25 protein-coding genes and 2 pseudogenes are annotated in these 24,523 nt (G+C 62.7%); 15 read left to right on the top strand and 12 right to left on the bottom strand.

Annotated elements, in window-relative coordinates; genetic code table 11:
- The gene (locus tag AC1DMK_RS16175) at positions 1-450 is read left to right on the top strand and encodes a thiol-disulfide oxidoreductase DCC family protein (RefSeq protein WP_477860310.1); all 450 of its coding nucleotides are present in this window, start codon (positions 1-3) and stop codon (positions 448-450) included.
- Positions 447-1,169, top strand: coding sequence for a DUF4166 domain-containing protein (locus tag AC1DMK_RS16170; protein WP_477860308.1), 723 nt, complete (start codon positions 447-449; stop codon positions 1,167-1,169). The genes AC1DMK_RS16175 and AC1DMK_RS16170 overlap by 4 nt, the downstream gene beginning before the upstream one ends.
- Before the next feature lie 9 nt (positions 1,170-1,178).
- Here the strand turns inward: AC1DMK_RS16170 and AC1DMK_RS16165 are convergent, their stop codons facing one another.
- A complete protein-coding gene (locus AC1DMK_RS16165; protein ID WP_037059951.1) occupies positions 1,179-2,084 on the bottom strand; it encodes a DUF1499 domain-containing protein in 906 nt (301 codons plus the stop codon).
- 222 nt (positions 2,085-2,306) lie between these two features.
- Here AC1DMK_RS16165 and AC1DMK_RS16160 point away from each other — a divergent pair, with 222 nt between their 5' ends.
- Positions 2,307-2,693 carry a hypothetical protein gene (locus AC1DMK_RS16160; RefSeq protein WP_037059949.1) on the top strand — a complete coding sequence of 129 codons (387 nt, stop codon included), beginning with the start codon at positions 2,307-2,309 and terminating at the stop codon, positions 2,691-2,693.
- Between the two features lie 3 nt (positions 2,694-2,696).
- On the opposite strand, the gene AC1DMK_RS16155 is transcribed toward AC1DMK_RS16160, so the two are convergent.
- The gene (locus AC1DMK_RS16155) at positions 2,697-2,942 is read right to left on the bottom strand and encodes a hypothetical protein (protein ID WP_037059947.1); all 246 of its coding nucleotides are present in this window, start codon (positions 2,940-2,942) and stop codon (positions 2,697-2,699) included.
- 104 nt (positions 2,943-3,046) lie between these two features.
- On the opposite strand from AC1DMK_RS16155, the pseudogene AC1DMK_RS16150 reads away from it, so the two are divergent.
- Positions 3,047-3,243: pseudogene (locus tag AC1DMK_RS16150) on the top strand (hypothetical protein).
- A 76-nt stretch (positions 3,244-3,319) separates the two neighbouring features.
- On the top strand, positions 3,320-3,613 hold the full coding sequence (locus AC1DMK_RS16145) for a hypothetical protein (protein ID WP_037060037.1): 294 nt from the start codon (positions 3,320-3,322) through the stop codon (positions 3,611-3,613).
- On the opposite strand, the gene ppdK is transcribed toward AC1DMK_RS16145, so the two are convergent.
- The 4 genes from ppdK to AC1DMK_RS16125 form a co-directional block, all read right to left on the bottom strand.
- Positions 3,604-6,273 carry a pyruvate, phosphate dikinase gene (gene ppdK / locus AC1DMK_RS16140; RefSeq protein ID WP_477860305.1) on the bottom strand — a complete coding sequence of 890 codons (2,670 nt, stop codon included), beginning with the start codon at positions 6,271-6,273 and terminating at the stop codon, positions 3,604-3,606. The genes AC1DMK_RS16145 and ppdK overlap by 10 nt on opposite strands.
- A 389-nt stretch (positions 6,274-6,662) precedes the next feature.
- Positions 6,663-10,124, bottom strand: a complete 3,462-nt coding sequence (locus tag AC1DMK_RS16135; RefSeq protein WP_477860303.1) for a chromosome segregation SMC family protein — start codon at positions 10,122-10,124, stop codon at positions 6,663-6,665.
- A gap of 78 nt (positions 10,125-10,202) precedes the next feature.
- The gene (locus AC1DMK_RS16130; RefSeq protein WP_037059943.1) at positions 10,203-10,895 is read right to left on the bottom strand and encodes a DsbA family protein; all 693 of its coding nucleotides are present in this window, start codon (positions 10,893-10,895) and stop codon (positions 10,203-10,205) included.
- A 160-nt stretch (positions 10,896-11,055) separates the two neighbouring features.
- Positions 11,056-11,538 carry a DUF721 domain-containing protein gene (locus tag AC1DMK_RS16125; protein WP_477860371.1) on the bottom strand — a complete coding sequence of 161 codons (483 nt, stop codon included), beginning with the start codon at positions 11,536-11,538 and terminating at the stop codon, positions 11,056-11,058.
- Between the two features lie 97 nt (positions 11,539-11,635).
- Between AC1DMK_RS16125 and mutY the strand changes: the two genes are divergently transcribed.
- From mutY to AC1DMK_RS16105, 4 genes and pseudogenes are all read left to right on the top strand, one after another.
- Positions 11,636-12,727 (top strand): A/G-specific adenine glycosylase, encoded by a 1,092-nt coding sequence (mutY, locus tag AC1DMK_RS16120; RefSeq protein ID WP_477860301.1) that lies wholly within the window; start codon positions 11,636-11,638, stop codon positions 12,725-12,727.
- A 3-nt stretch (positions 12,728-12,730) separates the two neighbouring features.
- Positions 12,731-13,339, top strand: a complete 609-nt coding sequence (locus AC1DMK_RS16115; protein WP_477860299.1) for an HAD family hydrolase — start codon at positions 12,731-12,733, stop codon at positions 13,337-13,339.
- 2 nt (positions 13,340-13,341) lie between these two features.
- Positions 13,342-13,707, top strand: coding sequence for a nuclear transport factor 2 family protein (locus tag AC1DMK_RS16110; RefSeq protein WP_037059936.1), 366 nt, complete (start codon positions 13,342-13,344; stop codon positions 13,705-13,707).
- Positions 13,708-13,873: 166 nt separating this feature from the next.
- Positions 13,874-14,701: pseudogene (locus AC1DMK_RS16105) on the top strand (hypothetical protein).
- 145 nt (positions 14,702-14,846) lie between these two features.
- On the opposite strand, the gene AC1DMK_RS16100 reads toward AC1DMK_RS16105, so the two are convergent.
- Entirely contained in the window at positions 14,847-15,977 is a 1,131-nt protein-coding gene (locus AC1DMK_RS16100; RefSeq protein WP_477860297.1) for a DNA methyltransferase, read from the bottom strand.
- A gap of 102 nt (positions 15,978-16,079) precedes the next feature.
- Here AC1DMK_RS16100 and AC1DMK_RS16095 point away from each other — a divergent pair, with 102 nt between their 5' ends.
- Together AC1DMK_RS16095 and AC1DMK_RS16090 are read left to right on the top strand one after the other, a co-directional pair.
- Positions 16,080-16,295: a nucleotidyltransferase family protein gene (locus tag AC1DMK_RS16095; protein ID WP_477860369.1), complete on the top strand. Its 216-nt coding sequence runs from the start codon at positions 16,080-16,082 to the stop codon at positions 16,293-16,295.
- Positions 16,296-16,617: 322 nt separating this feature from the next.
- Complete coding sequence (locus tag AC1DMK_RS16090) at positions 16,618-16,764, top strand: hypothetical protein (RefSeq protein WP_477860296.1); 147 nt, start codon at positions 16,618-16,620, stop codon at positions 16,762-16,764.
- A gap of 99 nt (positions 16,765-16,863) precedes the next feature.
- Here AC1DMK_RS16090 and AC1DMK_RS16085 read toward each other — a convergent pair whose 3' ends face one another.
- Both AC1DMK_RS16085 and AC1DMK_RS16080 read right to left on the bottom strand, forming a co-directional pair.
- The gene (locus tag AC1DMK_RS16085; RefSeq protein ID WP_037059932.1) at positions 16,864-17,214 is read right to left on the bottom strand and encodes an antibiotic biosynthesis monooxygenase family protein; all 351 of its coding nucleotides are present in this window, start codon (positions 17,212-17,214) and stop codon (positions 16,864-16,866) included.
- Positions 17,211-17,540: an NIPSNAP family protein gene (locus tag AC1DMK_RS16080; RefSeq protein ID WP_037059929.1), complete on the bottom strand. Its 330-nt coding sequence runs from the start codon at positions 17,538-17,540 to the stop codon at positions 17,211-17,213. The genes AC1DMK_RS16085 and AC1DMK_RS16080 overlap by 4 nt, the downstream gene beginning before the upstream one ends.
- Before the next feature lie 84 nt (positions 17,541-17,624).
- Between AC1DMK_RS16080 and AC1DMK_RS16075 the strand changes: the two genes are divergently transcribed.
- Entirely contained in the window at positions 17,625-18,347 is a 723-nt protein-coding gene (locus AC1DMK_RS16075) for an ArsR/SmtB family transcription factor (protein ID WP_051973915.1), read from the top strand.
- A gap of 28 nt (positions 18,348-18,375) precedes the next feature.
- Here the strand turns inward: AC1DMK_RS16075 and AC1DMK_RS16070 are convergent, their stop codons facing one another.
- The gene (locus AC1DMK_RS16070; RefSeq protein ID WP_037059927.1) at positions 18,376-19,047 is read right to left on the bottom strand and encodes a GntR family transcriptional regulator; all 672 of its coding nucleotides are present in this window, start codon (positions 19,045-19,047) and stop codon (positions 18,376-18,378) included.
- A 181-nt stretch (positions 19,048-19,228) separates the two neighbouring features.
- Between AC1DMK_RS16070 and AC1DMK_RS16065 the strand changes: the two genes are divergently transcribed.
- Positions 19,229-19,918 carry an HAD family hydrolase gene (locus AC1DMK_RS16065; protein ID WP_037059924.1) on the top strand — a complete coding sequence of 230 codons (690 nt, stop codon included), beginning with the start codon at positions 19,229-19,231 and terminating at the stop codon, positions 19,916-19,918.
- Here AC1DMK_RS16065 and AC1DMK_RS16060 read toward each other — a convergent pair whose 3' ends face one another.
- Positions 19,919-20,839 carry a diacylglycerol/lipid kinase family protein gene (locus AC1DMK_RS16060; protein WP_477860293.1) on the bottom strand — a complete coding sequence of 307 codons (921 nt, stop codon included), beginning with the start codon at positions 20,837-20,839 and terminating at the stop codon, positions 19,919-19,921.
- Positions 20,840-20,905: 66 nt separating this feature from the next.
- Complete coding sequence (locus AC1DMK_RS16055; RefSeq protein WP_477860291.1) at positions 20,906-21,553, bottom strand: hypothetical protein; 648 nt, start codon at positions 21,551-21,553, stop codon at positions 20,906-20,908.
- Between the two features lie 234 nt (positions 21,554-21,787).
- Between AC1DMK_RS16055 and thrC the strand changes: the two genes are divergently transcribed.
- Both thrC and AC1DMK_RS16045 read left to right on the top strand, forming a co-directional pair.
- The gene (thrC, locus tag AC1DMK_RS16050) at positions 21,788-23,188 is read left to right on the top strand and encodes a threonine synthase (protein ID WP_477860289.1); all 1,401 of its coding nucleotides are present in this window, start codon (positions 21,788-21,790) and stop codon (positions 23,186-23,188) included.
- A gap of 27 nt (positions 23,189-23,215) precedes the next feature.
- A complete protein-coding gene (locus AC1DMK_RS16045; protein WP_037059921.1) occupies positions 23,216-24,514 on the top strand; it encodes a M16 family metallopeptidase in 1,299 nt (432 codons plus the stop codon).
- Positions 24,515-24,523 lie beyond the last annotated feature (9 nt).

The raw sequence follows: 24,523 nt of genomic DNA, 5'->3' as shown, positions 1-24,523 counted from the left end.
ATGCACGCCGACTACAGTTATCGCAGGGATGCAGCTGTCCCCGAATTCGCCGATGACAAGGCGCTGATCGTCTTCGATGGCGAATGTGTGTTCTGTTCGGCCTGGGTCCAGTTCGCGCTGAAGCATGACAAGGCGGAGCGCTACCGCTTTCTCGCCGCCCAATCAGCGCTCGGCGAAGCCCTCTATCGGCACTACGGGCTGGATGGACGCGACTACGAAAGCAACATACTGGTCGAGAACGGGCGGGCTTTCTTCAAGTCGCAGGGATCCATCCGGATGATCGCCGGGCTCGGCGCCCCCTGGTCGGCTGTTCGGATCTTGCAACTGCTGCCACGCGGCCTCGCGGACCGGCTCTACGAATTCGTGGCGCGCAACCGCCTGCGCATTGCCGGGTGGCGGGCGACCTGTTTCGTGCCGACGCCGGAGCAGCGGAGCCGCTTCCTCGGATGAAAAAGACGCGGCGCAACATGCTCGCAGGCGGCCGCTCGCTCGACACGGCGAAAGTCTTCGCGGACAGTGTCGTGGACGCGGAGACAGGGATCGAGCCCATCCGTTCGTTTCAGACAGACGCGATTGCGAGCGGCATTCGGGCGACAAGCGACGGCAACGCACCCCTTTCGCTCTATCGCCGACTGCTCGGCGAGGCCTGGGAGGCGCTGCCCCCGGCGGTGGCAGCCATGCATGATGTCACAGGCGAGAGCGTTGCGTTGGGACGCGCCGACATCGAGCGCGGCCACGGCCTTCCTGCCAGACTTGTCGCAGCCGTCGTCGGCTTCCCGAAAGCCGCAAGGCAGGCCGATGTCAGGGTTCGATTTTCCGTGGTTGAGGGTATCGAGACGTGGACCCGAACGTTCGGGGGCAGGACATTCCGCAGCAGGCAATGCGCAGGACGCGGGCCGGACGCGCATCTCCTCGCCGAGGATTTCGGGCCGTTTCGGATCCTCATGGCGCTGGAGCCCGAAGACGGCCGGCTCAAGCTCGTGGTGCGGAGCTGGCGCTTTTTCGGCGTGGCCCTGCCGCGATCGTTCGCCCCCGGCGGCAATACCTACGAAGAGCAGCGCAACGGCCGCTTCCACTTCCACGTGGAGGTCAAGGCGCCGCTGATCGGGCTGATAGTGCGCTATCAGGGCTGGCTCGTTCCGGACGACACGCCGAACCGATCATCCTAGAGCAATACTCTAACTGCCGGCAATGCCGAGCAGTTCTGAGTCGAGCGCCTTCAGATAGTCCTCGGCGATATCGGCACTGAAGCCGAGATCGGCGGGGCCGTAGCGGGAGGCGACGCGGACGTCGACGAAGGTGGTTTCCGCCTCCTCGCGCAACCGGATGACGACATCGAAGCGCAGGCCGAGAACAAGGGTGCGCGTGTCGCCCTGCAACGTCACGCCGTTGGCACGGCGGATGAGCTGGGCCACGTCGTCGTCGTAGGGCCTCGGGGTCGGAACAGGGACGGCCTCGGGAGCATCGGCGACAGCGCCCTCTTCGGCACCGGCCCTGGCGGGCTTGTCTTGCGAATCGCGCGGCGGCTCGCTGTCACCCTCGGCACGGGTGATCCTGATGCCATTCAGCTTGGCGACCTTCTTCACGGCCTCGAGCACGCGATCGATGGCGCCGTCGTAGCGACGGCCGGTCAGTTCGGGGTAGGTCTCCAGCTGTTTCTCGCGATCTTCCGCCGTCACGGCATTGCGCTTCAACCAGATCTGGTCGGCACTCGGCGGCTTCAACCATTCCGGCGCGGAAACGACGTCCGTCGACACATCATAGATGGCAGGAAGGGCGAAATAGCGTTCTGCCGCAAGCCCCCCGATCACCAGCGGCAAGGCACAGAAAACCAGCCCCTTCAACGCGTCATGCCCGCCTTCGGCGCCCGTCAGCCAGAGGCTTCGAAGACCGGCGACGGCCAGAAGCGCGGCCAATGCCGCGAAGCCTGCGGAAACAAGGAGAATGAGGACGAGATAGGGTGTTGCAAGTCCGCCGAAGCGATGGCCGACCAGAGCCGCCAGGCAAAGCACCAGCGCGAACGCCGCAAAGCGCCGCGAAAAGCGGGCGGCACTGGAGACAGGGCGGTCGAAACGGATTGCCATCAAACTTACCGGTTACTCGCAAGCGGCGCGTCCCGCATGAACACGCAAATCGCCCAATGACTTGTTTAGTGCAAGATTCGCCTAAATTGAAACTGTTGTCTCGAACCGGAACGCGCAATCCACGACGAAGACGATGATGGCGTGCGTGAGCAATTTCTGATATTGCATGAAGCGACCGAAATGCAGCATGTTCATCGCGCAAGGACGAACAGGAGAAGTGCAATGATTGCATCCGAGCTTGCAGTGGACACCCAGGCGCCGGCGTTCACAGGAACCGACGGCAAGGACCCGCTTCTGCCGGTGGAGCTTCTGGAACTGGAGCTGTCGCTCGACAGCTACGATGGCGATGCCGATTTCTGCGATGCTGTCCGAGAAGCGGCCGCACGGGCCGGCGGCGAGTTTCTCTTCGACCTCCCCGCGGAGGGCCTTATGGCAGATTGCAAGCGGATCGCCGTGCTGCGCGTTCCGTCTGCCGCCTCGGACATGCGGATCGTTCTTGCGGTGCTCGACCAGAACGGCACCGACATCCGCATGGAAACGCCGGCACCCGGCACTGCGCATCTCGTCCGGTTTGCCGACGCCTTCATCAAGGTGCTCGAGAGGTTCTGATCCTCAATCCCGACCGCTTGTCGCTTCCGCCACGCTGCGGAAGGCAAATTTTCGCCCGCACTCGCACTTGATCATGCAAGTCTCCTGATGATTCGACGGGCGCTGAATAAAGAAACCGCGCGGCAGATGATCAATCGTAAAACCCGGATGCTTGCGCTTCGGATCGTCGATTTCCGACGCTTCGGCAAAACCGCTGTTGCCGCATTGCGGACAGGTCAGTTTCTTCGAAAATCGATCACGTAGTGCCATGCCTGCCTTCCATTTTCCGAAGCAGCCTTCTTACAGGCGAAAGGCGCCGGACGAAAGCCGAAACCAAAGCCGCGAGGCATCGTTTCTTCGTGAAGGAGATCGTCATGCCGACCAGAGAATCAATGCCCCTGCCAAGCGCCGACACGCCGCGGGGCCGACCCCGACACCAGGGACTCCCGATCGCGTGCAGGAGAAGCCGCGCCTGACGCCGGCCCAGGATCCGGGCGACAGCAAGAACCCGCAGGACCCGACGCTCAACCCCGCGCTCCTGCCGATCGGCGACCCGGTCGGAGCGGCTTGAGGCGGTATTTCCGATTGACGCACGAGCCCGAATGGCCTTTGCTGATGAACAAGGTCAATGGCTTAAAGATATGTCGATGCGCATCCTCACCCTAACGTTCGCCCTCGCCGCCACTGCGATCGGGTTATCCGCGTGCCAGACGCTGTCGCCCGAGGAGCGCCGTGCCGCAGACCAGCGGCAATGCATGAGCTACGGCTTCAAGCGCGGCACCGACGCATTCGCCACCTGCCTACAACGCATCGATCTCGATCGACAGGCGCGGGCGCGCTACGACAGCGACTTGGTCATGATGGACATGTCGTACAGCCTGGGCGGACCCTATTATGGCGGACCGTATTACGGTCGCCCCTACTATCGCCGCTATCGCTGAGCAGCGCGGATGACTGCCTGAGCCGCCGCAAGCCTTGCGATCGGCACGCGGAACGGCGAACAGGACACGTAGTCGAGCCCGATCTCCTCGCAAAACTGAATGGACGCGGGATCGCCGCCGTGTTCGCCGCAAATTCCGAGCTTCATATCGTTGCGCGTCCGCCTGCCGCGCTCGGTTGCGATGCGGATCAACTCTCCGACGCCATCGAAGTCCAGCGATATGAAAGGGTCATGCTCGATGATGCCCTTGCGCTGATAGGTCGGGATGAAGGCTTGCGCATCGTCCCGTGATATGCCGAAGGTCGTCTGCGTCAGGTCGTTGGTGCCGAAGGAGAAGAATTCCGCGGCCTCCGCAATGACGTGGGCCCGCAATGCCGCGCGCGGCAGCTCGATCATGGTGCCGACCAGATAGTCGATCCGCATGCCGGCTTCCGTCATCACATCCCTGGCAACGGCATCGATTCGCGCCTTGACGTAGTCGAGTTCCGACCGAAGGCCGACCAGCGGCACCATGATCTCCGGAACGACGGCGGCACCGGTTTCATGGGCAGCAGCCACCGCCGCCTCGAAAATGGCGCGGGCCTGCATCTCGACGATCTCGGGATAGGAGATGGCGAGACGGCAACCGCGATGGCCGAGCATGGGGTTGAATTCATGGAGCGCGTCGACGCGCTGGCGCAGCGCTGCCGCGTCCATGCCCATCGCCGCGGCAACATCGGCGATTTCCTCGTCGCTCTTCGGCAGGAATTCGTGGAGCGGCGGATCAAGCAGGCGGATCGTCACCGGCAATCCATGCATGACATTGAAAAGGCCCGTGAAATCCAGCCGCTGGATCGGCAGCAGCTTGTCGAGAGCGGCGCGGCGACCCTTCTCGTCCTCGGCGAGGATCATCTCGCGCATAACATGAATGCGCTCGCCCTCGAAGAACATGTGCTCGGTGCGGCACAGGCCAATGCCTTCGGCACCGAACGAGCGCGCTGCGCGGGCATCGGCAGGCGTATCCGCATTGGTGCGCACCGTCATGCGGCGAACGCGGTCGGCCCATTGCATGATCCGCCCGAAATCGCCCGAAAGCTCCGGCTGGATCATCTGAACCTCGCCTTTCAGAACCTGGCCGGCCGACCCGTCGATGGTGATGACGTCACCCTTTTTCAGCGTGACGCCCAATCCGATCAGGCGCTCGTTGCGCGGGTCGATACGCATCGTGCCGGCACCGACGACGCAGGGAATGCCCATGCCGCGGGCGACGACGGCAGCATGGCTCGTCATGCCGCCACGCGTCGTCAAAATGCCTTCTGCCGCATGCATGCCATGAATATCTTCCGGGCTTGTCTCGACGCGCAAAAGGATGACCTTGCGTCCTTCCTCCTCCGCTACGACAGCCTCTTCGGCGGTGAAGACGATCTCACCGGTCGCCGCTCCCGGCGATGCCGGCAGGCCGGTGCCGATCACTTCGCGCGGAACCCGCGGGTCGATGGTCGGGTGCAGCAACTGATCGAGCGAGGACGGCTCGATGCGGAGCACCGCTTCCTCCTCGGTGATCAGTTTCTCGTCCACCATGTCGACGGCGATCTTCATCGCCGCGCGTGTCGAGCGCTTGCCGGAGCGCGTCTGCAGCATCCAGAGCGTCCCGCGTTCGATAGTGAACTCGATGTCCTGCATGTCGCGGTAGTGCGCTTCAAGCCTGGCGCAAATCAGCGAGAATTCCTTGAAGGCATCCGGCATCAGCTTTTCCATCGAAGGCCGGTCGGAACCGGAGCTGATGCGTCCTTCCTCGGTGATGCTTTGCGGCGTGCGTATGCCCGCAACGACGTCCTCGCCCTGCGCATTGACCAGGAACTCTCCGTAAAGCGACTTCTCGCCGGTCGAGGGGTTGCGCGTGAAGGCGACGCCCGTGGCAGATGCGTTGCCGAGATTGCCGAACACCATGGCCTGAATATTGACAGCCGTGCCCCAGCCTTCGGGGATGTTGTGCAGATGCCGGTAGGTGATGGCGCGGGCGCTCATCCAGCTTGCGAAGACGGCCCCGACAGCGCCCCAGAGCTGCACTTGCGGGTCCTGTGGGAATTCCTCGCCCAACTCCTCCTCGATCGCGGTCTTGTAGAGCGACACGACGTGCTGCCATTCGCTGGCGGTCAATTCCGTATCGTATTCGTAGCCGAGCCGAGCTTTCTCGTCCTCGAGGATTTCCTCGAAGACATCGTTGTCGATTCCCATGACGACATCGGCATACATCTGAATGAAACGGCGATAGCTATCCCAGGCGAAACGCGCATCACCGGCATCGTGGCCGAGCGCCTGCACGGTTTGGTCATTGAGACCGAGATTGAGCACAGTGTCCATCATGCCAGGCATCGACACGCGCGCACCGGAGCGCACAGACAGCAGCAGCGGCCGCTCGCCGGCGCCGAAGCGGCGCCCGGTGATCGATTCGATGCCTCCAATGCCGGCAAGCACCTGCGCTTTGGGTTCTTCGCCAATCCTGCGCCCGCCTTCGTAGTAGGCAGCGCACGCGTCCGCGACGATCGTCAGGCCGGGGGGGACAGGGAGACCAAGGCTGCACATTTCCGCGAGGTTCGCACCCTTGCCGCCCAAAAACTCGCGGTCAAGCGCACGACCTTCGGCCGTCCCGTTGCCGAATGTGTAGACCCACTTGGTCATATTCCCCCCAAACCCAAATCGGCATCAACTTAATCCGTTGGACTTGAAAAGAAAATCGACAAATGCGGCCAAAATGTTGCGACGCACAATATCCGTTGCCGGCGGATCGATTTTGATTGTGTGAAAGAGAATAAAGCTTTGCGGGACCGCAACAAAGTCCCGCAAAGCCTTATTTCCGTCCGGCCAGGAAAACCGGACGGGGGGTTCAGCATGCCGGCACGAAAAGGAGCAAAAGCCTCGACACGTGCACACGGCAATCACGACACAAAACTGGCGGAGCGGTTTGGTAGCCGCACCTGTGGATGTTCTAATACAAGATTGGTACGAAGACATCACCTTATTGGGTGATACTGCCGACTGAAGCCGACTTTTTTTGGGGTTTCGTCGCGTCAGGCGATTTCGCGCAATTGCTCGGCGGTCTGGAGGTCGACGGATACGAGCTGCGACACGCCCTGCTCGGCCATCGTGACGCCGAAAAGCCGGTTCATGCGGGCCATGGTGATTGGATTGTGCGTGATGATGACGAATCGCGTTTCCGTCGAGGCGGCCATTTCGTCCATCAGGTTGCAGTATCGCTCGACATTGTGGTCGTCGAGCGGCGCATCCACTTCGTCCAGCACGCAGATCGGCGCCGGATTGGTCAGGAACACGGCGAAGATCAGCGCCATCGCCGTCAGCGCCTGCTCACCGCCTGAAAGCAGCGTCATAGTCTGCGGCTTCTTGCCGGGCGGTCTTGCCAGGATTTCGAGGCCCGCTTCCAGCGGATCTTCGGATTCGATCAGCTGCAGTTCGGCCGTACCGCCGCCGAAGAGATGGGTAAAGAGGCGCTGGAACTGACCGTTGACGACGTCGAAGGCGGCGATGAGGCGCTCGCGGCCTTCGCGATTGAGGCTCTGGATGGCGCCGCGCAACTTGCGAATGGCGTCGATCACGTCGTCGCGCTCCCTGACCAAGGCCTCGAGCTTGTCGCTCAGTTCCTTCTGCTCCTCCTCGGCGCGCAGGTTGACGGCGCCGAGGCGCTCGCGCTCTATTTTCAGCCGTTCGAGCTCGCGCTCGACTTCGCGCAGATCCGGCATCGCCTGCATGGCCTGCAGGCCGGCAAGGCGCAAGGCTTCGTGCGGCGCGACGTTCAGCGCCTCGCGGATCCGTGCCTCGCCCTCTTGCCGCTTCTCGCGGGCAGAAACCAGCCGCTCTTCAGCCCGGCCCCGGCGCTCGCGGCTTTCGGCAAGCTCCGAGAGAGCCGTTGCCGCCTTGTGGTCGGCATCGCGTTGAACAAGCTCGGCTTCCGCAAGCAGGTCGGCCGCATGGCGGCGGGCTTCGTCTGCCCTCTGCAGCTCGTTCAGAAGCCCCCGGCGCTTGTCGTCGAATTCGTCGGGGGCCATTTCCAGCTCGACGGCTTCGTCGCGGGCTTCTTCCTCGCGGGCGCGCAGGGTGGCGATGTGATCTTCGGCGCTGACTGCACGCTGGCGCCACGTGTCTCGCTCCTGACCGATCGCGATGAGGCGACGCTGGCGCGCCTCGTTCTCGCGGTTCAGGCTTTCGTGGCGAGCGCGGGCCTCGGCAAGTGCACCACGATCGGTCGCAACATCAACCTGTTGCAAGCGCAGCCGCTCGTCGATCGCCGAGAGGTCAGGCGCGTCGTCGAGCTCGATGCGGGCATTCTCTTCCTGGACGGCAACGTCCTCAAGCTGGGACTGCAGCTGGCTGACAGCCTCGGCAATGACGTCGCGGCGGCGGATAAGGTCGCCGGAGGCGCGTTCGGCGGCAGTGAGCGCATCGCGGGCGTCGGCCAGGTGCCGCGCAGAAAGCCTGACCGCATCGCGCGCATCGGCAAGGCGACGCTCCTCGACGCCGATCGCCTCGGCAGCCACGGCAAGCTGTTCTTCAGCCTCGACCAGAACATCGCGGGCGAAAGCTGCCTCACTTTCGAGTTCGGAAAGGCGATTCTTCTGAGCCAGCCGCAGGGCCGCCGCACTCGGCGCATCTGCACCGGTGACATGACCGTCCCAGCGGTAGACTGCGCCATTCCTGGTCACCAGCCGCTGGCCCGGCTTCAGTTGGTGCATAAGCGTCAGCGCATCGGCATCCGACACCAGACCGATCTGCTTCAGCCGGCGCATCAAGGCTGCCGGCGCGCGCACATGCTCCAAGAGCGGGGTGGCGCCGGTCGGCAGGCCCGGGTCAGCCGACCCGTCGCCGTTCTCGGACCAATGTGCCGGGGCATTCGGATCGAGCGGGGATTCCAGATCGTCTCCCAAGACAGCGCCAAGGGCCGTTTCGAAGCCGCGGTCGACACGCAGCTCGTCCGCGACCGGAGTGAACTCACCTGCGGCAGCGCCGGCGGCGAGCATGCGGGAAATGGTGCGGGCTTCGGTTTCGAGCGCGTTCAGCCTGGAGCGCGCCTGATCCACCGGTGCGCGTGACATCGCTTCGGTCTGCCGGGCCGCGGCAAGCGCCTGTTCGACGGCCTGGATCTCGGCTTCCGCCTCTGCCACGGCGATCTCGCCCGCTTCGACCACGGCCCGCTTCTCGTCCGGATCCGGCAGGGTGGCAATCTTCTCGCCGATCGTCGATAGCTCGCGGTTCGCCTCGTCCATTTGCCGCTCGAGCCGCATTCTGCGCTCGGAGAGATCGCGAATGGCGCGTTCGAGTTGATTGCGCCCGGCGGACGCTTCGGCACGCTCGGCCGTCACGGCAGTAAAGAGACGCTCGCTTTCGGCAAGCGCTGCGGCCGCTCCCTCGAAGGCCTCGCGCGTTTCCTCCGCGTAGCGGCCGGAATCGGCAAGGACTTCAGCGATGTCGGCCTCTTCGGCATCGAGGCGCGCCAAAATCGTGGCATTGTCGGCAACCAGGCGCTCCTCGCGGCTGATATCTTCCGTCAGCTGCGCAAGCCGACGCGTGAGTTCGTCGCGACGTCGCAGGATGCGGTTTGCATCCTCCTCCAGCTGCGTCTTGGCGATCTGCAGGCGCTGCAACGCCGCAGCGGCGCGCGCCTCGCCCTCGCGCAGTTCCGGCAGCTTCAGGCTTGCAATGCCCTGCGCCTTCGCCGCTTCCATCTGCGCCTGCGCCTTCTCGGCAACGACGACCGTCGCCTGATTGAGGGCGCTGTCAGCCTCGGCTTCCGCCTCCTTGGCCTGCACCCAGCGAATATGAAGCAGCATGGCCTCGCGGGCACGGATATCGGCCGAAAGGGACTTGAAGCGGCTTGCCTGCCGGGCCTGGCGCTTCAGGCTCTCGATCTGGCTCTCGAGCTGCGAGGTGACATCATCGAGCCGCTCTAGATTGCCTTCGGCGGCGCGTAGCCGGAGCTCAGCCTCGTGGCGGCGCGAATGCAGGCCGGAAATGCCGGCCGCCTCTTCCAGCAGCTGGCGGCGCGCCTGCGGCTTTGCCGAGATCAGCTCGCCGATGCGCCCCTGCCCGACCATCGACGGCGAACGGGCGCCGGTGGAGGCATCCGCAAATAGCAGCTGGACATCCTTGGCACGGCTTTCCTTGCCGTTGATACGATAGATCGATCCCTGTTCGCGCTCGATGCGGCGGGTCACCTGGATCTCGTCGCTGTCGTTGAAGGCAGCGGGTGCGGTGCGCTCAGAGTTGTCGAGGTAGAGCGCGACTTCGGCAGTGTTGCGCGCCGGACGGTTTCCGGAGCCCGAGAAGATCACGTCGTCCATGCCGGAGGCACGCATGTTCTTGTAGGAGTTCTCGCCCATCACCCAGCGCAGCGCTTCGACAAGGTTCGACTTGCCGCAGCCGTTCGGCCCGACAACGCCGGTCAGTCCGCGCTCGATGATGAATTCGGTCGGCTCCACGAATGATTTGAAGCCGACGACGCGAAGCTTGTTGAACTTCATGCGGCCGCCCCATGCCGCCTGAAGCAAAAAACGGGCGCGCGGCTTCCGCCGCCGCCCGTCATTCCGGAACGGTTCAACTTAGAGCAGGCTGTCGATAAGGGCCGACAAGGTGTCAACCGACATGTCTCCAGAATAGCGCTTTCCGTTGATGAGGAAAGTCGGCGTGGCGTTGACGCCGAACTCCTTGGAGCCCCGTTCCCGCGTCGCGTTCACTTCATCCAGCAGCTTCTGGTTCGTCAAGCACTTCGTGAAGCTATCCTCAGTAAATCCAGCAAGTTTGGACATCTGAAGCAGCGCCGCGCGGCCATCGTCGGCGGCGGCCCAGGTCTCCTGCTGCTTGAAGAGCATCGAGACCATCGGAAAATACTGTTCCGGGGTGCTCAATTCTTCCGGCTTGGCGGCATTGCAACGGGCCAGCATGAAGGCCGCGGCAGCGCGCGGATCGAAGGGGAATTCGCGGATGATGAAACGAACCTTGCCGGTGTCGACATACTTCTTCTTGATCTCGTCGAAGGTCGTCGTGTGGAAATGCGCGCAGTGCGGGCAGGTCATCGACATGTATTCGACGATCTTGACGGGTGCGTTTTCCGGGCCGAGCGCCATTTCCGGCAGCGCACCGGGGGTCAGGACGGCCGCCATATCGACGTCGCCGTCGGCCTTTGGCATTTCGACAGCCGCATTTGCGGCGCTGAACATCGCCATGCTCGCCGTCGCGGCAGCCACGCCGCCCAGAAGCTGGCGTTTCGTCAGTTGCATTTCAGTCATCTGCATGAGTTCCCCATATGAGAAGAGAGTGACGGCATAACTGTGCGATATAACGACGCGAGGCCGCGAACAAGGCACGCTTCGCCAACTTCCTTCAAAGAATTGTGACCATGATGCGACGAATGCCGTGGGTGCCTGCTTACAGCCGCGTTTTCACCGGCAGACATCACCGCTTGCCCAGCACCGCCGTGCCCAGCCGCTGGATGGCGTCGCGCAGCTTGTCGCCCTCGATCCCTTCCATCATGCCCTCCAGCCTTTTCGCGGCCTCGCCCTTCAAAGGCTGCGGCGTGCGGGAGCGCTTGGCAGCCTGCGACACGGGTTTCTGGACGATTCTGATCTGGTGAACGGCGGAGAAGCCGAAGAAACCGTTGATGCGCTGGATGAGTTCGCCCTGGGCGTGGGTGAGGAAGAGTGCGCGAGCGCCCTCGCATGCGATCGTCAGCACGCCGGGGCGGAAGCTGCCGTCGTCGTTGCCTCTTGCCCAGGCAATCTTCTCCGGCCGGGTGCAATCGGCGAAGTCCTCGCCGGCGATTTCGTCCCACGAACCGAGCAGCGCCGTGTTTATGCCGGCCCGGCGGGCGAGCACTGGATCGATCAGGCCATTGGCCAGCTCGGAAATCTGCTTCACATCTTTGCGTGGATAACTCATCGAAACCTTCGGATGCCGCCACCATTCGGCGCCGCTGCCTTGATCGGACGGCATTGCTTCGCCAAGTATAGGCCACTTCCCCACAGCACGGCAAATGATGACATCAACGACCCTCGACGCGCCTGCCGCAAAGCCCCTCCTCGACTGGTACGACCGGCACCACCGCGACCTGCCATGGCGCGTCTCGCCTGCGATGGCGGCGCGCGGCATCAAGGCCGAACCCTATCACGTGTGGCTCTCCGAGGTGATGCTGCAGCAGACGACGGTGCCGGCGGTGAAGCCCTATTTCGCCAGCTTCCTGGCCCGCTGGCCGACCGTGGGCGACCTTGCGAACGCGCCGAGCGAGGATGTGATGGCGGCTTGGGCGGGCCTCGGCTACTACGCCCGCGCCCGCAATCTGAAGAAATGCGCGGAAGCGGTGGCGTGGGGCCATGATGGCGTATTCCCTGACACGGAAGAAGGACTAAAGGCGCTTCCGGGTATCGGCGACTATACGGCCGCGGCGGTCTCGGCGATCGCCTTCAACCGGCAATCGGCGGTGATGGACGGCAATGTCGAGCGCGTGATCTCGCGCCTTTATGCCATCTCGGCGCCGCTACCGGCGGCAAAGCCGCTGATGAAGCAGAAGGTGGCACTGCTGACGCCCAAGGACCGGCCGGGCGATTTCGCGCAGGCGATGATGGATCTCGGCGCGACGATCTGTACGCCGAAGCGTCCGGCCTGTTCGCTCTGTCCGTTCAGGGGGGCATGCGAGGCGCTGCGGCTGCACGATCCGGAGAAATTCCCGGTCAAGGCTGCGAAGAAAGAGAAGCCCGTCCGCTACGGCGCGGCCTTCGTCGCCGTCACGGCCGACGGCGAGATCCTGCTGCGGCGGCGGATCGAAAGCGGCCTTCTCGGCGGCATGACGGAGGTGCCGACATCAGGGTGGACCGCACGCCTGGACGGCGAGACATCGGCGGCTGCAGCCCCCTTCCCGGCAGGCTGGGAAGCATGCGGGACGGTGACCCACGTCTTCACCCATTTCGAGCTTCGGTTGTCGATCTACAGGGTGGCGATCGCCTCGCGAATTCAAGCAGATAACAGTTGGTGGGAGCCGGTTACAAATCTTGTTTTCCAGGCGCTGCCGACAGTCATGAAAAAAGCGATCACAACGGCTATTCCACGCGCGTTCAAACACTCGAAGGACTGACAGATGCCCATTGATCATATCGTGTTCGATATTGGAAAAGTTCTCATTCACTACGATCCGAATATTCCGTTCAGCCACCTCATTCCCGACGAGGCCGAACGCAAATGGTTCTTCGACAACGTCTGCACGCATGACTGGAACATCGAGCAGGATCGCGGGCGCAGCTGGGCAGATGCGGAAGCGCTGCTGATCGAGGCTCACCCGACGCGCGAGGAGCACATCCGCGCATTCCGCAAGCACTGGCACGAGATGGTATCGCACGCCTACGACGACAGCGTCGCGATCATGGAAGGACTGATCGCGGACGGCCAAGACGTGACGATGCTGACCAACTTCGCCTCCGATACGTTTCGCGAGGCGCAGGTCCGCTTCCCGTTCCTGACGAGGCCGCGCGGCGTCACCGTCTCCGGCGATGTCGGCCTCATCAAACCCGACATTGCGATCTACGAAACGCACGCGAAGAGCTTCGATCTCAATCCCGCGGCGACTGTCTTCATCGACGACTCGGCGCCCAACGTCGAAGGCGCCAAGGCGGCCGGCTGGGATGCCGTCCTGTTTACCGGCGCCGACACGCTGCGCGCCGACCTTGTCGCACGCGGCGTCAGGATCTGAGCATGGGGTTCGATCCAGTCGAGGAAATCACCCGCTTTCACGCTGCCATCGACGCGCTCGATTTCGAAGCGATCGAAGCCTATTTCGCCGAGGATGCGACCTACGTTTCGAACGGGGTGGGCAGCCTGTCGGGGCGCGCCGCGATCATGGTCGCCTTCCGGAAGTACTTCGACGACTATCCGGACCAGACGGCTTTCAACACGCTTGTCGAGAAGGTCAGCCCGAAGGCCGGCCGCGCCGTGTGGTCGGTTCGGGCAACGCACAGCCGGTCCGGCAAGCCGCTGATCCGGGAGGGCGAGGAAACGATCACCTTCGACGAGGATGGTCGCGTTAGCCATGTCGAAGTCACCGACTATCAGGCTTTCTGACCGCAAACCCAACGTCCTGGCGCGACACGAACGGCAAATTACGCGTCGCGTCAGGAACAATGAGGGCCTTCGACTGTTTTGAGATGAGCCGCGAATGACGCGGTCTGTAGCAAAACGATAAGTCAGCTCGTCTGACCGAGGTTACGATGGGTAGAGGTATCTCGCTTTGGTTTCTCGGAATTCCGATTCCGCTTATCCTGCTGTTCTGATCGGATCGGGCTTGGGCCTGACGATGGTCTCGCCCTGGTCGCATGACAGCAGTTCTCGCCACGGTCGGGGCCTCGGCGGCGATCTGGCTGATCGTGGTGCAATGGGTATCGGCGCGGCGGTTACCTGACCGGGCGGCGGTGGGCCAAATGGGTCGGTGTCCATACCTACGAGATATTCTTCCGCGATACCGCTCACGGCTTTCTGGCCCGGGCGCTGGCGATGGTCGTGGTGGCCGGGCTGCTCGGCTCGGCGCTCTCCGCGGTCGTCAGCACCGGTGCGCGGGCAACGGCGACGGCAGTTGGTGCGGTCGGCGCTGCAGGCGCTGCAACGACCCAGTGACAGCAGCAGCGCTTTTTCTCCGGCCCACTTCACGGACGCGCTCCTGCGCCCTGCAAATTCGGCTTCACCTGCAAACCAAAGCGCACCTGCCAGCCAGAGCAATGAGGGCGCCAGCGCGGAGGTATCGCGCATCCTCTTGAACGGTGTTGCCGCGGGTGAACTTTCGGCCGACGAAAGGACCTATTTGAACCGGGTGGTCGCATCGCGCACGGGTCTTGCGGAAGCGGATGCCAAGGCCCGGGTCGATGCCGTGCAGAAGCGTATCGACGACGCCAAGGTGGCAGCGAAGCAGGCCGCAGATACGGCTCGCAAGGGCGCATCGGCTGTTGCCCTGCTTGGTGCCTTGTCGCTCTTTGTCGGTACTTTCATCGCAAGCGTGGCCGCGGCAATCGGCGGTCATCAACGCGACGAGGACGAAGAGCGGATGGCGTTGCTTCAGCGCTAGAAGCAAAGCCCACTTCAAAAACCGCTGCCTTGCCCGCAAAAAATGAAGACGCCCGGGGTGTTGATCCCCGGGCGCCTTTTCCTTCTTCCGCAACTGGAGGTACAAAAACCGGAAGAAGGCAGTCTCGATCAGGCTTAAACGTGGGTCACTCCGCCTTCGCCAGATCACTGCGGATCACGGACCGCAAATCGTCGATCGGGCGCAGGGATTTCCCGTCGTCGAAATGCCAGAATGTCCATCCGTTGCATGCATCAAGACCCTGGACCTTGGCCCCAAGGCGATGAATTGAACCCGCCTCGCCGCCGGAGGCGACAGTACCATCGGCGCGCACGATCGCGCTGTGGCGGCGCCTGGCATCGGTCAGCACCTGGCCGGGCTTGATCAGGCCGCTTTCGACCAGCACATTGAACGCCACCCGCACTTCCTGCTTCTTGCCGGTCATGACGGTCAGTTCCGCCTTGCCGAGCGGCTCCACCGCTTCGATGCGGGCGGACGCCGCGTCGATGTAGTCCTGCTCGCGCTCGATGCCGACGAAGTGGCGGCCGAGGCGCTTGGCGACGGCACCTGTCGTGCCCGAGCCGAAGAACGGGTCGAGGATGATGTCGCCGGGCTTGGAGGACGCCATGATGACACGGGCCAGCAGCGCTTCCGGCTTCTGGGTCGGATGCACCTTCTTGCCGTCATCGCCCTTCAGGCGCTCGTTGCCGCTGCAGATCGGGAACAGCCAGTCGGAGCGCATCTGCACGTCGTCGTTGGCAGCCTTCATCGCATCGTAATTGAAGGTGTAGCCCTTGGCCTTGGCGTTCGGGCTTGCCCAGATCATCGTCTCGTGGGCGTTCTGAAAGCGGCGGCCCTTGAAGTTGGGCATCGGGTTGGTCTTGCGCCAGACAATGTCGTTGAGGATCCAGAAGTTCAGATCCTGCAGCGTGGCGCCGACGCGGAAGATGTTGTGATAGGAACCGATGACCCACAGCGTGCCAGTCGGCTTGAGGACGCGGCGGCAGGCCAGCAGCCAGGCCCGCGTGAACGCATCATAGGCTTCGAAGGAGGCAAACTGATCCCACTCGTCATCGACAGCATCGACCAGCGACTGGTCAGGGCGGTGCAGCGTGCCGCCAAGCTGAAGGTTATACGGTGGATCGGCGAAAATGACGTCTACGGAGTGGGTCGGCAAGGCTTCAAGCGCAGCAACGCAATCGCCCTTGATGATCGTGTMGATCCAGGAACCCGGCTTTGCGGAGGCCTTGAGATCGGCAAGCGGAAATACTGACGCCATCTGGAAACTCGCTCATACATATTACGCTTTTTACTGTCTGTTATGGTTACTCAGTTTGGTTACCAAAGCCTGAATTACGGAGCGATTTTAGGAAAATAATCGCTGCGTGGAAAACTTTGGCGAGATGCTCAAGAGAGAAGCCATGAAAAAAGCGAAGCGGTCGAACGTCTGAAGAGCACCGCCGAAGCCGCCCGCGCGCTCGGTGCGACCTCGCTTTATCTCTTCGGTTCGGTCGCCCGCAACGAAGCCCAACAGGCAAGCGATATCGATTTTTCATCGACTATTACCTCGAGAGTCAGTTTAACGCCTTCGATCTGATCAGTATCAAACGGATGCTCGCGGAAAAGCTCGACGCCTCAGCCAGACCTCACGACGCGTGACGAGCCTGCATCCGCGCCTAAAAACCAAGATCGAGAAATCGGCGTTGCAGGTTTTCTGACGCCACGCGAAATCAGGCACGTGCTCGATGACATGCGGAGGCGATCGAAGGCATCGAGCGCGCTGTTTTGGGAAAGACCTTTGCGGACTACCAGAATGATTGGCTTCTTCGACATACGCTGCAACGTGCGATCGAGATCATATCCAAAGCAAGCCGAGCGCTGCCCGAAAGCATATGATCGCTGCGGCGGCGGGACATCCCATGGCCGCAGGTACAGGCGATCGGAAACGCCCTACGCCACGAATACATGGCCTTTCCGACAAGATCCTGTCGGACGTCATCATCGATGAGATCCAGCGTCTGCGGACCGCCATCGACGATCTGTGCGCGCGTTTTTCCTGCGCCTAGATCATTTTCGCGATCTCTTCGAATCGCGAAAACACTCTAGCCCTTTGTTTTTATGCAGTTCCGGACGCAAAAACGCTACGCACTTTTGCCGGAATTGCTTTAGGCGGCATCATGCACCCGGCGGCTGTCAGTGGGTGCTTCGGCACGCTCGTTCATTCCGTAGTCGCGAACGATGTGGCCGATGCGCAGGCGGTAGTCCGCGAAGACGCCGTTGCGGCCGGCGGCCTGGGCGGCGCGGTGAACTTCGAGGTTGCGCCATGCCTTGACGGCCTCCTCGTCGCGCCAGAACGACAGCGAGAGCAGCTTGCCGCGCGTCGTCAGGCTCTCGAAGCGCTCGATCGAGATGAAGCCATCGATCTTGTCCAGTTCGGCGCGCAATTCGCCCGCAAGATCGAGATAGGTGTGGCGTTCACCCATGTAGGGCAGCACTTCGAAGATGACGGCGATCATGGCGCGACCTGCTTTGCGTGAGGGAGGGAGACGTTCTTCAGGAAGATGCGGTCCTCTTTCAGAATGAAGCGTTCGCGCCTGGCAAATTCGTAGTTTTCCTTGCCGAGCGGGTCGGCGGCGAGCCGCGCGCGGTAGGCCTCGTAGGCGGCGAGGCTTTCGATGTTGTAGACGCCGTAGGCCGTGGTTGCCGAACCCTCGTGCGGGGCGAAATAGCCGATCAGGTCGGCACCGTTGCGCGGGATAGCCTGGCCCCAATTGCGGGCGTATTCGGCAAATTCCTCCTTCCTGAACGGGTCGATGTCGTAGCGGATGAAGCAGGTTAGCATCTTTGTCTCCAATGAAAGAACTCCTTGTACTGTGAGACCGTTTCGCATGTTGCCGGACGACAATGCTTCGGTTACGATCGAAGTATGAAAGAAGGACCTGACATCGCCCAGATCGGAGCACTCATCGGCGACCCCGCCCGCGCCAACATGCTGACCGCACTGATGGACGGCAAGGCATTGACGGCAACCGAGCTCGCGGCGGCCGGCGGCATCACCGTGCAGACGGCGAGCACGCACCTCGCCAAGCTCCAAGCCGGCCAATTGCTAGCCCAGCGCAAGCAAGGCCGCCACCGCTACTTCACGCTCGCGGATGACGGCGTCGGCAAGCTGCTGGAAAGCATCATGGGCTTTGCGGCCGGGCGGGGGCAGCTGCGCCACCGGCCAGGCCCGAAGGAGCCGGCGCTGCGCAAGGCAAGGATCTGCTACGATCATCTCGCCGGCGATTACGGCGTGCGGATGCTGGACAGCCTGATCGCCAGGGGCGCGATCGATGCGGTCGGTGACGGTCTGGCCATTACCCAGCAAGGCGAGAGCGAGCTGCAATGCATCGGCATCGATGTCGGCGATCTCAAATCGTCGCGCCGTCCGCTCTGCCGCTCCTGTCTCGACTGGAGTGAGCGGCGGGCGCACCTGGCAGGCAGCCTCGGTAAGGCCCTGCTTTTTAATTTCCTCGACAAGGGCTGGGCCCGGCGCACGGCAGGAAGCCGGTCGGTGATATTCTCTCCAGACGGCGAGCGGCAATTTCTGTCGCTCTTTCCGCTGCAGCCGTCGGGCCGGTCGCTGCCTGCAACATCGGGGGAAGCCTGACTTCCGCGGCTCTTCGCTGCGCAGGCGATCAGCCGACGATGGCAAATGCCTCGCGGGCGCCTGTGCCCTTTTGAGCGGACTGCGGCGCACGGCCGATCCATTGCACGTGCCTCTCGAGCGTGGAGGCGGCCTCCTCTACCCTGCCCTGCCGCAGTGCCAGCAGGATGGCGCGGTGATCGTGGTCCGTGCGCTTTTCCCAGCCCGAACGCCAGGCGGAAAAGAGAAAGCGGGCACTTGCCGCATGAAGATCATCGATCGAGGCAAGTAAGCGGCTCATGCTGCAGGGTGCGAGGATCAGGCGATGGAAGCGTCGATTGGCGTCCTCCCAGGCCTGGACATCCGCGGCCGCATCGCCATCGCGCGTGGCTTCCTCAGCGGCATCGAGGATGGCGGGCGTCAGGTGCTGGGCGGCATGGCGCAATGCCAGCACTTCAAGCGCAGCGCGCATTTCTGCCACCTCGCGTACCTCCTTCAGGTCGAAGGATGCGACGCGCACACCTCGGCGCGGCTCGCTGATCGCCAGGCCCTGCGCCTCCAGCCGCCGGAAGGCCTCGCGCACCGGCACGTGGCTGGTGCCGAACTCCTCGGCGATATGATCCTGGCGAAGACGCAACCCGGCCGGCAGCTCGCCGTGAACGATGCGGTCGGCGAGAACGCGACTGATGCGGCTTGCGATTGTGTCTTCAGGTTCTTTGCCCATGCTCATCCATTAGAGAGCCGGAATTGGCTTGTCGAGGCTAGAACGGCGGCGCACGGCCGGCAATTCCCGCAGGAAAGCGACAAAGCCGCCCGCACCACGCAATCCAGCCATGTCGCGCAGCCGGTTGAGCTTATGCCAACCATCATGTAAAGCGGCATGATCCCAAACAAGGCTTGATAACATGGACGGCTTCGACCTCATCATTTTCGACTGCGACGGCGTTCTCGTCGATTCCGAAATCATCGCGGCGCAAGTCGAATCCATGCTTCTGACGGAAGCGGGCTATCCGATCAGCGTCGAGGAAATGGGCGAGCGCTTCTCCGGCATGACCTGGGAGAACATTCTTTTCCAGGTCGAGCGCGAGGCAAGCATTCCGATTTCGGCATCCTTGCTCGACAAGTCTGAACAACTGCTCGACCTGCGTCTGGAGCAGGACGTGCAAGCCATCGCCGGCGTTCAATCGGCTCTGTCTCGGCTGAACCTTAAGCGTTGCGTCTGCTCCAACTCCAGCAGCAAGCGCCTCGACATGATGCTCGGCAAGGTCGGCCTCAAGCCGCTGTTTGCGCCACACATCTTCTCAGCCAAGGATCTCGGTGCCGATCGCGTCAAGCCGAAGCCGGACATCTTCCTGCATGGCGCAAAGCAGATGGCCGTATCGCCTTCCCGGGCCGTGGTCGTCGAGGATTCCGTTCACGGCATCCATGCAGCGCGTGCGGCCGGCATGCGCGTCATCGGCTTCACCGGCGCATCGCATACCTACCCTTCGCACGCGGACACGCTGACGGACGCAGGGGCCGAGACGGTCATCTCGCGCATGAGCGACCTGCCGGGCGTCGTTGCAGCGCTCGCCGAATGGGAAGGCGCTTTCTGATCAGAGCCTGAGCGACAAAGCGCCCGCGAGCACCTCGAAGCGAGCCGGGAGCTGCCCCGGTGCCTCGCCATCGCTGTCGATCAACGCGACTGCCTTGCCGATCGGCCACGCTTCGACGCACTTGGCCCTGTGAACGCTGACGAGCGGGCTCTTGAGGTGGCCGCCGCTGTATATGCTGTTCATCAGCGTGAGGATCTTCAGCCTCGGCGCGGCGCGAATGATGACGACGTCGAACCAGCCATCGGCTACATCCGCATCGGGCGCCACCTTCATTCCACCGCCGAACCAGGCGCCGTTGGCGACCGCGACCGTTGTGATCGGCCCCTCGTAGACATCCTTGCCATCGAGCCGGAGACGGATGCTGCAGGGCTTGTAGCGCAGGATCTGCAGCACGCTGTGGTACAAGAAGACCATACGCCCCGACAATTGCCGATGCCTGCGCGCGGCGTTGACTGCGCGAACGATCTGTCCCGAGACGCCAAAGCTCGCAACGTTGGCGAAGTGCCGCGCGAGATTGTCGCCATCCTCGTCGCTGCATGTCAGCAGACCGGCATCTATCTGACGGATCGCCGGTGATGTCAGATGCTCGGCGAGCTTTTCGGGGTTCTGCGGCATGTCGAAATTGCGCGCAAAGTCGCAGCCCGTGCCGGTCGCAATGAAGGCGAATGCCGTTTCGGGGCGGCTTGACTTCAAAACGCCGCCTGCCACCTCACCGATGGTGCCATCGCCACCGACTGCAACCACGAGATGGGAGCCGCCCTCCGCCAGCTCGCGCCCGAAACGCTCGGCGTCGCCGAACCCCTCGGTCTCGCGCAAGCTGATGTCGGCGCGCCGTATCACCAAAGCACGCCTCAGCATCGACCAGAACAACTTTCGTCCACGCCGGCCGGAGGCCGGATTCACGACGATGCCGATCTTCACCTGGTCCTCTTTCCCACAGCTGGTTGGAAGCACCGTAACGCCAGGGTACAAGGAAGGGTGCCGAACTTACTTCTTCTTCTTGTCGCCTTTCGGCGCGCCTTGATCAAAGCCGATGTTGACGCGAACGAGAGCGCCTGAGCCGACCGGCAGCTTGATGCCGTCCTTGCGGAACAGCACTTGCGTCGCAGCGGTCGACGAAACCTCGGCCGGGAAGTTGGTGACTTCCGAATACAGCGCATCCTCGCCGTCGAGAACGGTGATGCGAACGGGCAGCGTCACCTTACCGGAATTGCCGGCCGGTCCGGCGAGGACACGCAATTGCGCCACCACCGTCATCGTCAGGTTCGTTTCGTTCAGCGTGCACTGGCGCGTGTAATTCGCGATTGAAGCCTGGTAGGCCAGCTTCTCCGGGTCGCCTGTCCTGGCGCCGCCGGCAAAGCTCTTGAAGACCGCCTCGGCATCCTTCATGTAGATCTGCGGGCACGCGCCCTGCACGACCGGGGCGGTGGCCCCCGACGCTGTCGTCGCCGTGCCGATGGCAGGGTTGCTCGAAGAGGGATTGGCGGGCGCCAGCGGCATGATCTGCGCCGTGCCGTCGGACTGGGCCGGCGCTGCAGCCTTGTTCTCCCCGCCACCCATGCCGAGAGAGTTGCAGCCGACCAGAACAACGGCGACCGATGCAGAAACGATAAGACGCGAGACCTTGCCAAGCACGACTATTCCACCCTCTTCACAAAGTTTTTTGCAGGCCCGATGAGTTGCAGACAGGGCCTTTCGTGACAGTTTGCGATGGTCTATATCAGCGGCGCAAACAAAAATCGATTGGGCAAGCACTGTTTTGATGCACATTTCGGGACTGCTGTCGGCCAGGTACGACAGGGCGAGCGAAATGCTACGCCGGGCAAGCTTTCTCTCCAACCCGGATTTCCTCCGGCCGGCACATCAAGGATGACGACAGTGGATTATATCTCGACCCGCGGCGAAGCCCCTTCCCTCGGTTTTTGCGATGCATTGCTGACGGGTCTGGCGCGTGACGGCGGCCTTTACGTACCCCGCGAGTGGCCGCAGTTTTCGAAGAAGGACATCCGGGCGCTTCGCGGCAAGAGCTATCAGGATATCGCCTTCACGATTCTTTCGCCTTTTACCAACGGCGAGATTCCCGACGACACCTTCCGGGCGATGATCGACGAAGCCTACGGCACCTTCCGTCATCCGGCGATTGCGCCCCTGGTTCAGACGGGACCGAACAGCTTCGTGATGGAACTCTTCCACGGCACGACGCTTGCCTTCAAGGACGTCGCCATGCAGCTGCTGGCTCGGTTGATGGACTATGCGCTGGAGAAGCGCGGCGAGCGGGCCACCATCGTCGGGGCCACCTCGGGCGACACCGGCGGCGCCGCGATCGACGCCTTTGCGGGACGCGAGCGCACCGACATCTTCATCCTTTTCCCGCACGGCAAGGTCTCACCGGTACAGCAGCGGCAGATGACGACTTCCACAGCCGCCAACGTTCACGCACTTGCCGTCGAAGGCAACTTCGATGACTGCCAGAACCTCGTCAAAGCCATGTTCAACGACGCGGCCTTCCGCGACAAGGTGAGGCTCGCCGGCGTCAATTCGATCAACTGGGCGCGCATCATGGCCCAGATCGTCTACTACTTCACGACCTCGATCGCGCTCGGCGGGCCGGACCGCAGGATCTCGTTCACGGTGCCGACGGGGAATTTCGGGGACATTTTCGCAGGCTATTGCGCAAAGCGCATGGGCTTGCCGATGGGCAAGCTGGTGGTCGCCACCAACGAGAACGACATCCTGGCGCGCACGCTGAAGACCGGCCGCTACGAAATGAAGGACGTCAAGGCGACGACCTCGCCGTCCATGGATATCCAGATTTCCTCGAACTTCGAGCGGCTGCTGTTTGAAGCCTATGATCGCGATGCATCCAGGGTGCGAGCCGCCATGGACAGCCTGAAGCAGTCGAACGGCTTCGAGATCGCGCCCGACGCTCTTGCCTTCATCAGGAAGGACTTCCGCGCGGGGCGCGCCAGCGAAAAGCAGGTGGCCCAGACGATCAAGAAGACCGCCGCCGATACCGGCTATCTGCTGGACCCACACTCGGCCATCGGCGTTTTCGTTGCGGAAAAGCACGAAACGCCGAACATGCCGATGGTCACGCTCGCCACGGCTCACCCCGCAAAATTCCCCGCGGCCGTAAAATCCGCCTCCGGTATTGACCCCGCGCTTCCAACGTGGCTTGCTGATATGATGCACAAGGAGGAGCGTTTCCAGATCATCAAGCCCGAGCTAAAGGCCGTTGAAACCTTCATCGGCAAGCATATCCGGGCCTGATAGACGGCAGGCGCAGAAAGATAGCCAATGACAGTTGAGTGCACCCGGCTCAAATCCGGGCTGACAGTAGTCACACAGACCATGCAGCATCTCGAAAGCGCTGCGCTGGGCGTGTGGATCAAATCAGGTTCGCGTAACGAAACGGAAGACGAGCACGGCATTGCCCACCTGCTCGAGCACATGGCCTTCAAGGGAACGGCCCGCCGCAGCGCCCGCGAAATCGCGGAGGAAATCGAGGATGTCGGGGGCGAAGTCAATGCTGCCACGTCAACCGAGACGACGTCTTATTACGCCCGCGTTCTGAAAGACCACGTGCCGCTCGCTGTCGATATTCTTGCCGACATCCTGACGGAATCCGCCTTCGAAGAGGAAGAGCTCGAGCGCGAAAAGCAGGTCATCCTGCAGGAAATCAACGCCGCGAACGACACGCCCGACGATGTGGTTTTCGACAAATTCTCAGAGACAGCCTATCGAGACCAGACGCTCGGCCGCGCCATTCTCGGCACGCCGCAGACCGTCGTCTCTTTCACACCGCAGCAGATCCGCAGCTATCTCGGCCGCAACTATACGACCGACCGCATGTTTGTGGTCGCCACCGGCGCCGTGCAGCATGACGAATTCGTGCGCATGGTCGAGGACCGGTTCGCATCGCTGCCGACGGCGCCGAACGCACCGCCGGTCATGGAAGCTGCGAAATATATCGGCGGCAACATCCGCGAAACGCGCGACCTGATGGACGCCCAGATTCTCCTCGGCTTCGAGGGCAAGGCCTACCACGCCCGCGATTTCTACTGTTCGCAGATCCTCGCCAACATCCTCGGCGGCGGCATGTCGTCCCGGCTGTTCCAGGAAGTGCGCGAGATCCGCGGCCTCTGCTATTCGATCTACGCGTTCCACTGGGGCTTTTCCGACACCGGCATCTTCGGCATCCATGCCGCGACCGGGGGCGAGAACCTGCCGGAACTGGTGCCCGTCATCATCGACGAGCTGCACAAGTCGGCGGCACACATCGACCAGAAGGAAATCGAGCGTGCCCGCGCGCAAATCCGCGCGCAGCTCTTGATGGGCCAGGAAAGCCCGGCAGCGCGGGCCGGCCAGATCGCACGGCAGATGATGCTCTATGGCCGACCGATCTCCAATCCGGAGATGATGGAGCGCCTCGAGGGCATCACCGTCGAACGACTGACGGATCTCGCCGGCCGCCTGTTCTTCGACACCGTGCCGACGCTTTCGGCGATCGGCCCACTCGAACATCTTGCTCCGATGGAAGATATCGCCGCGTCTCTTTCGTCGCCCGCCCTTCAGGGCAAACGGGCCGTACTCTGAACCGACGCC

Source organism: Rhizobium sp. 05L419, assembly GCF_056397845.1.
The sequence above is the reverse complement of the archived record's forward strand: the minus strand, read 5'-3'. Positions and strand labels throughout refer to the sequence as shown.

Coding starts and splice junctions, on each gene's coding strand:
- AC1DMK_RS16145 (WP_037060037.1), top strand. CDS start 3,320: ATGCGCATCCTCACCCTAACGTTCGCCCTCGCCGCCACTGCGATCGGG.
- AC1DMK_RS16065 (WP_037059924.1), top strand. CDS start 19,229: ATGGACGGCTTCGACCTCATCATTTTCGACTGCGACGGCGTTCTCGTC.
- AC1DMK_RS16155 (WP_037059947.1), bottom strand. CDS start 2,942: ATGGCACTACGTGATCGATTTTCGAAGAAACTGACCTGTCCGCAATGC.
- AC1DMK_RS16090 (WP_477860296.1), top strand. CDS start 16,618: ATGGCCGCAGGTACAGGCGATCGGAAACGCCCTACGCCACGAATACAT.
- AC1DMK_RS16170 (WP_477860308.1), top strand. CDS start 447: ATGAAAAAGACGCGGCGCAACATGCTCGCAGGCGGCCGCTCGCTCGAC.
- thrC (WP_477860289.1), top strand. CDS start 21,788: ATGACGACAGTGGATTATATCTCGACCCGCGGCGAAGCCCCTTCCCTC.
- AC1DMK_RS16160 (WP_037059949.1), top strand. CDS start 2,307: ATGATTGCATCCGAGCTTGCAGTGGACACCCAGGCGCCGGCGTTCACA.
- AC1DMK_RS16115 (WP_477860299.1), top strand. CDS start 12,731: ATGCCCATTGATCATATCGTGTTCGATATTGGAAAAGTTCTCATTCAC.
- AC1DMK_RS16125 (WP_477860371.1), bottom strand. CDS start 11,538: ATGAGTTATCCACGCAAAGATGTGAAGCAGATTTCCGAGCTGGCCAAT.
- AC1DMK_RS16135 (WP_477860303.1), bottom strand. CDS start 10,124: ATGAAGTTCAACAAGCTTCGCGTCGTCGGCTTCAAATCATTCGTGGAG.
- AC1DMK_RS16075 (WP_051973915.1), top strand. CDS start 17,625: ATGAAAGAAGGACCTGACATCGCCCAGATCGGAGCACTCATCGGCGAC.
- AC1DMK_RS16080 (WP_037059929.1), bottom strand. CDS start 17,540: ATGCTAACCTGCTTCATCCGCTACGACATCGACCCGTTCAGGAAGGAG.
- ppdK (WP_477860305.1), bottom strand. CDS start 6,273: ATGACCAAGTGGGTCTACACATTCGGCAACGGGACGGCCGAAGGTCGT.
- AC1DMK_RS16070 (WP_037059927.1), bottom strand. CDS start 19,047: ATGGGCAAAGAACCTGAAGACACAATCGCAAGCCGCATCAGTCGCGTT.
- AC1DMK_RS16130 (WP_037059943.1), bottom strand. CDS start 10,895: ATGCAGATGACTGAAATGCAACTGACGAAACGCCAGCTTCTGGGCGGC.
- AC1DMK_RS16165 (WP_037059951.1), bottom strand. CDS start 2,084: ATGGCAATCCGTTTCGACCGCCCTGTCTCCAGTGCCGCCCGCTTTTCG.
- mutY (WP_477860301.1), top strand. CDS start 11,636: ATGACATCAACGACCCTCGACGCGCCTGCCGCAAAGCCCCTCCTCGAC.
- AC1DMK_RS16085 (WP_037059932.1), bottom strand. CDS start 17,214: ATGATCGCCGTCATCTTCGAAGTGCTGCCCTACATGGGTGAACGCCAC.
- AC1DMK_RS16175 (WP_477860310.1), top strand. CDS start 1: ATGCACGCCGACTACAGTTATCGCAGGGATGCAGCTGTCCCCGAATTC.
- AC1DMK_RS16110 (WP_037059936.1), top strand. CDS start 13,342: ATGGGGTTCGATCCAGTCGAGGAAATCACCCGCTTTCACGCTGCCATC.
- AC1DMK_RS16045 (WP_037059921.1), top strand. CDS start 23,216: ATGACAGTTGAGTGCACCCGGCTCAAATCCGGGCTGACAGTAGTCACA.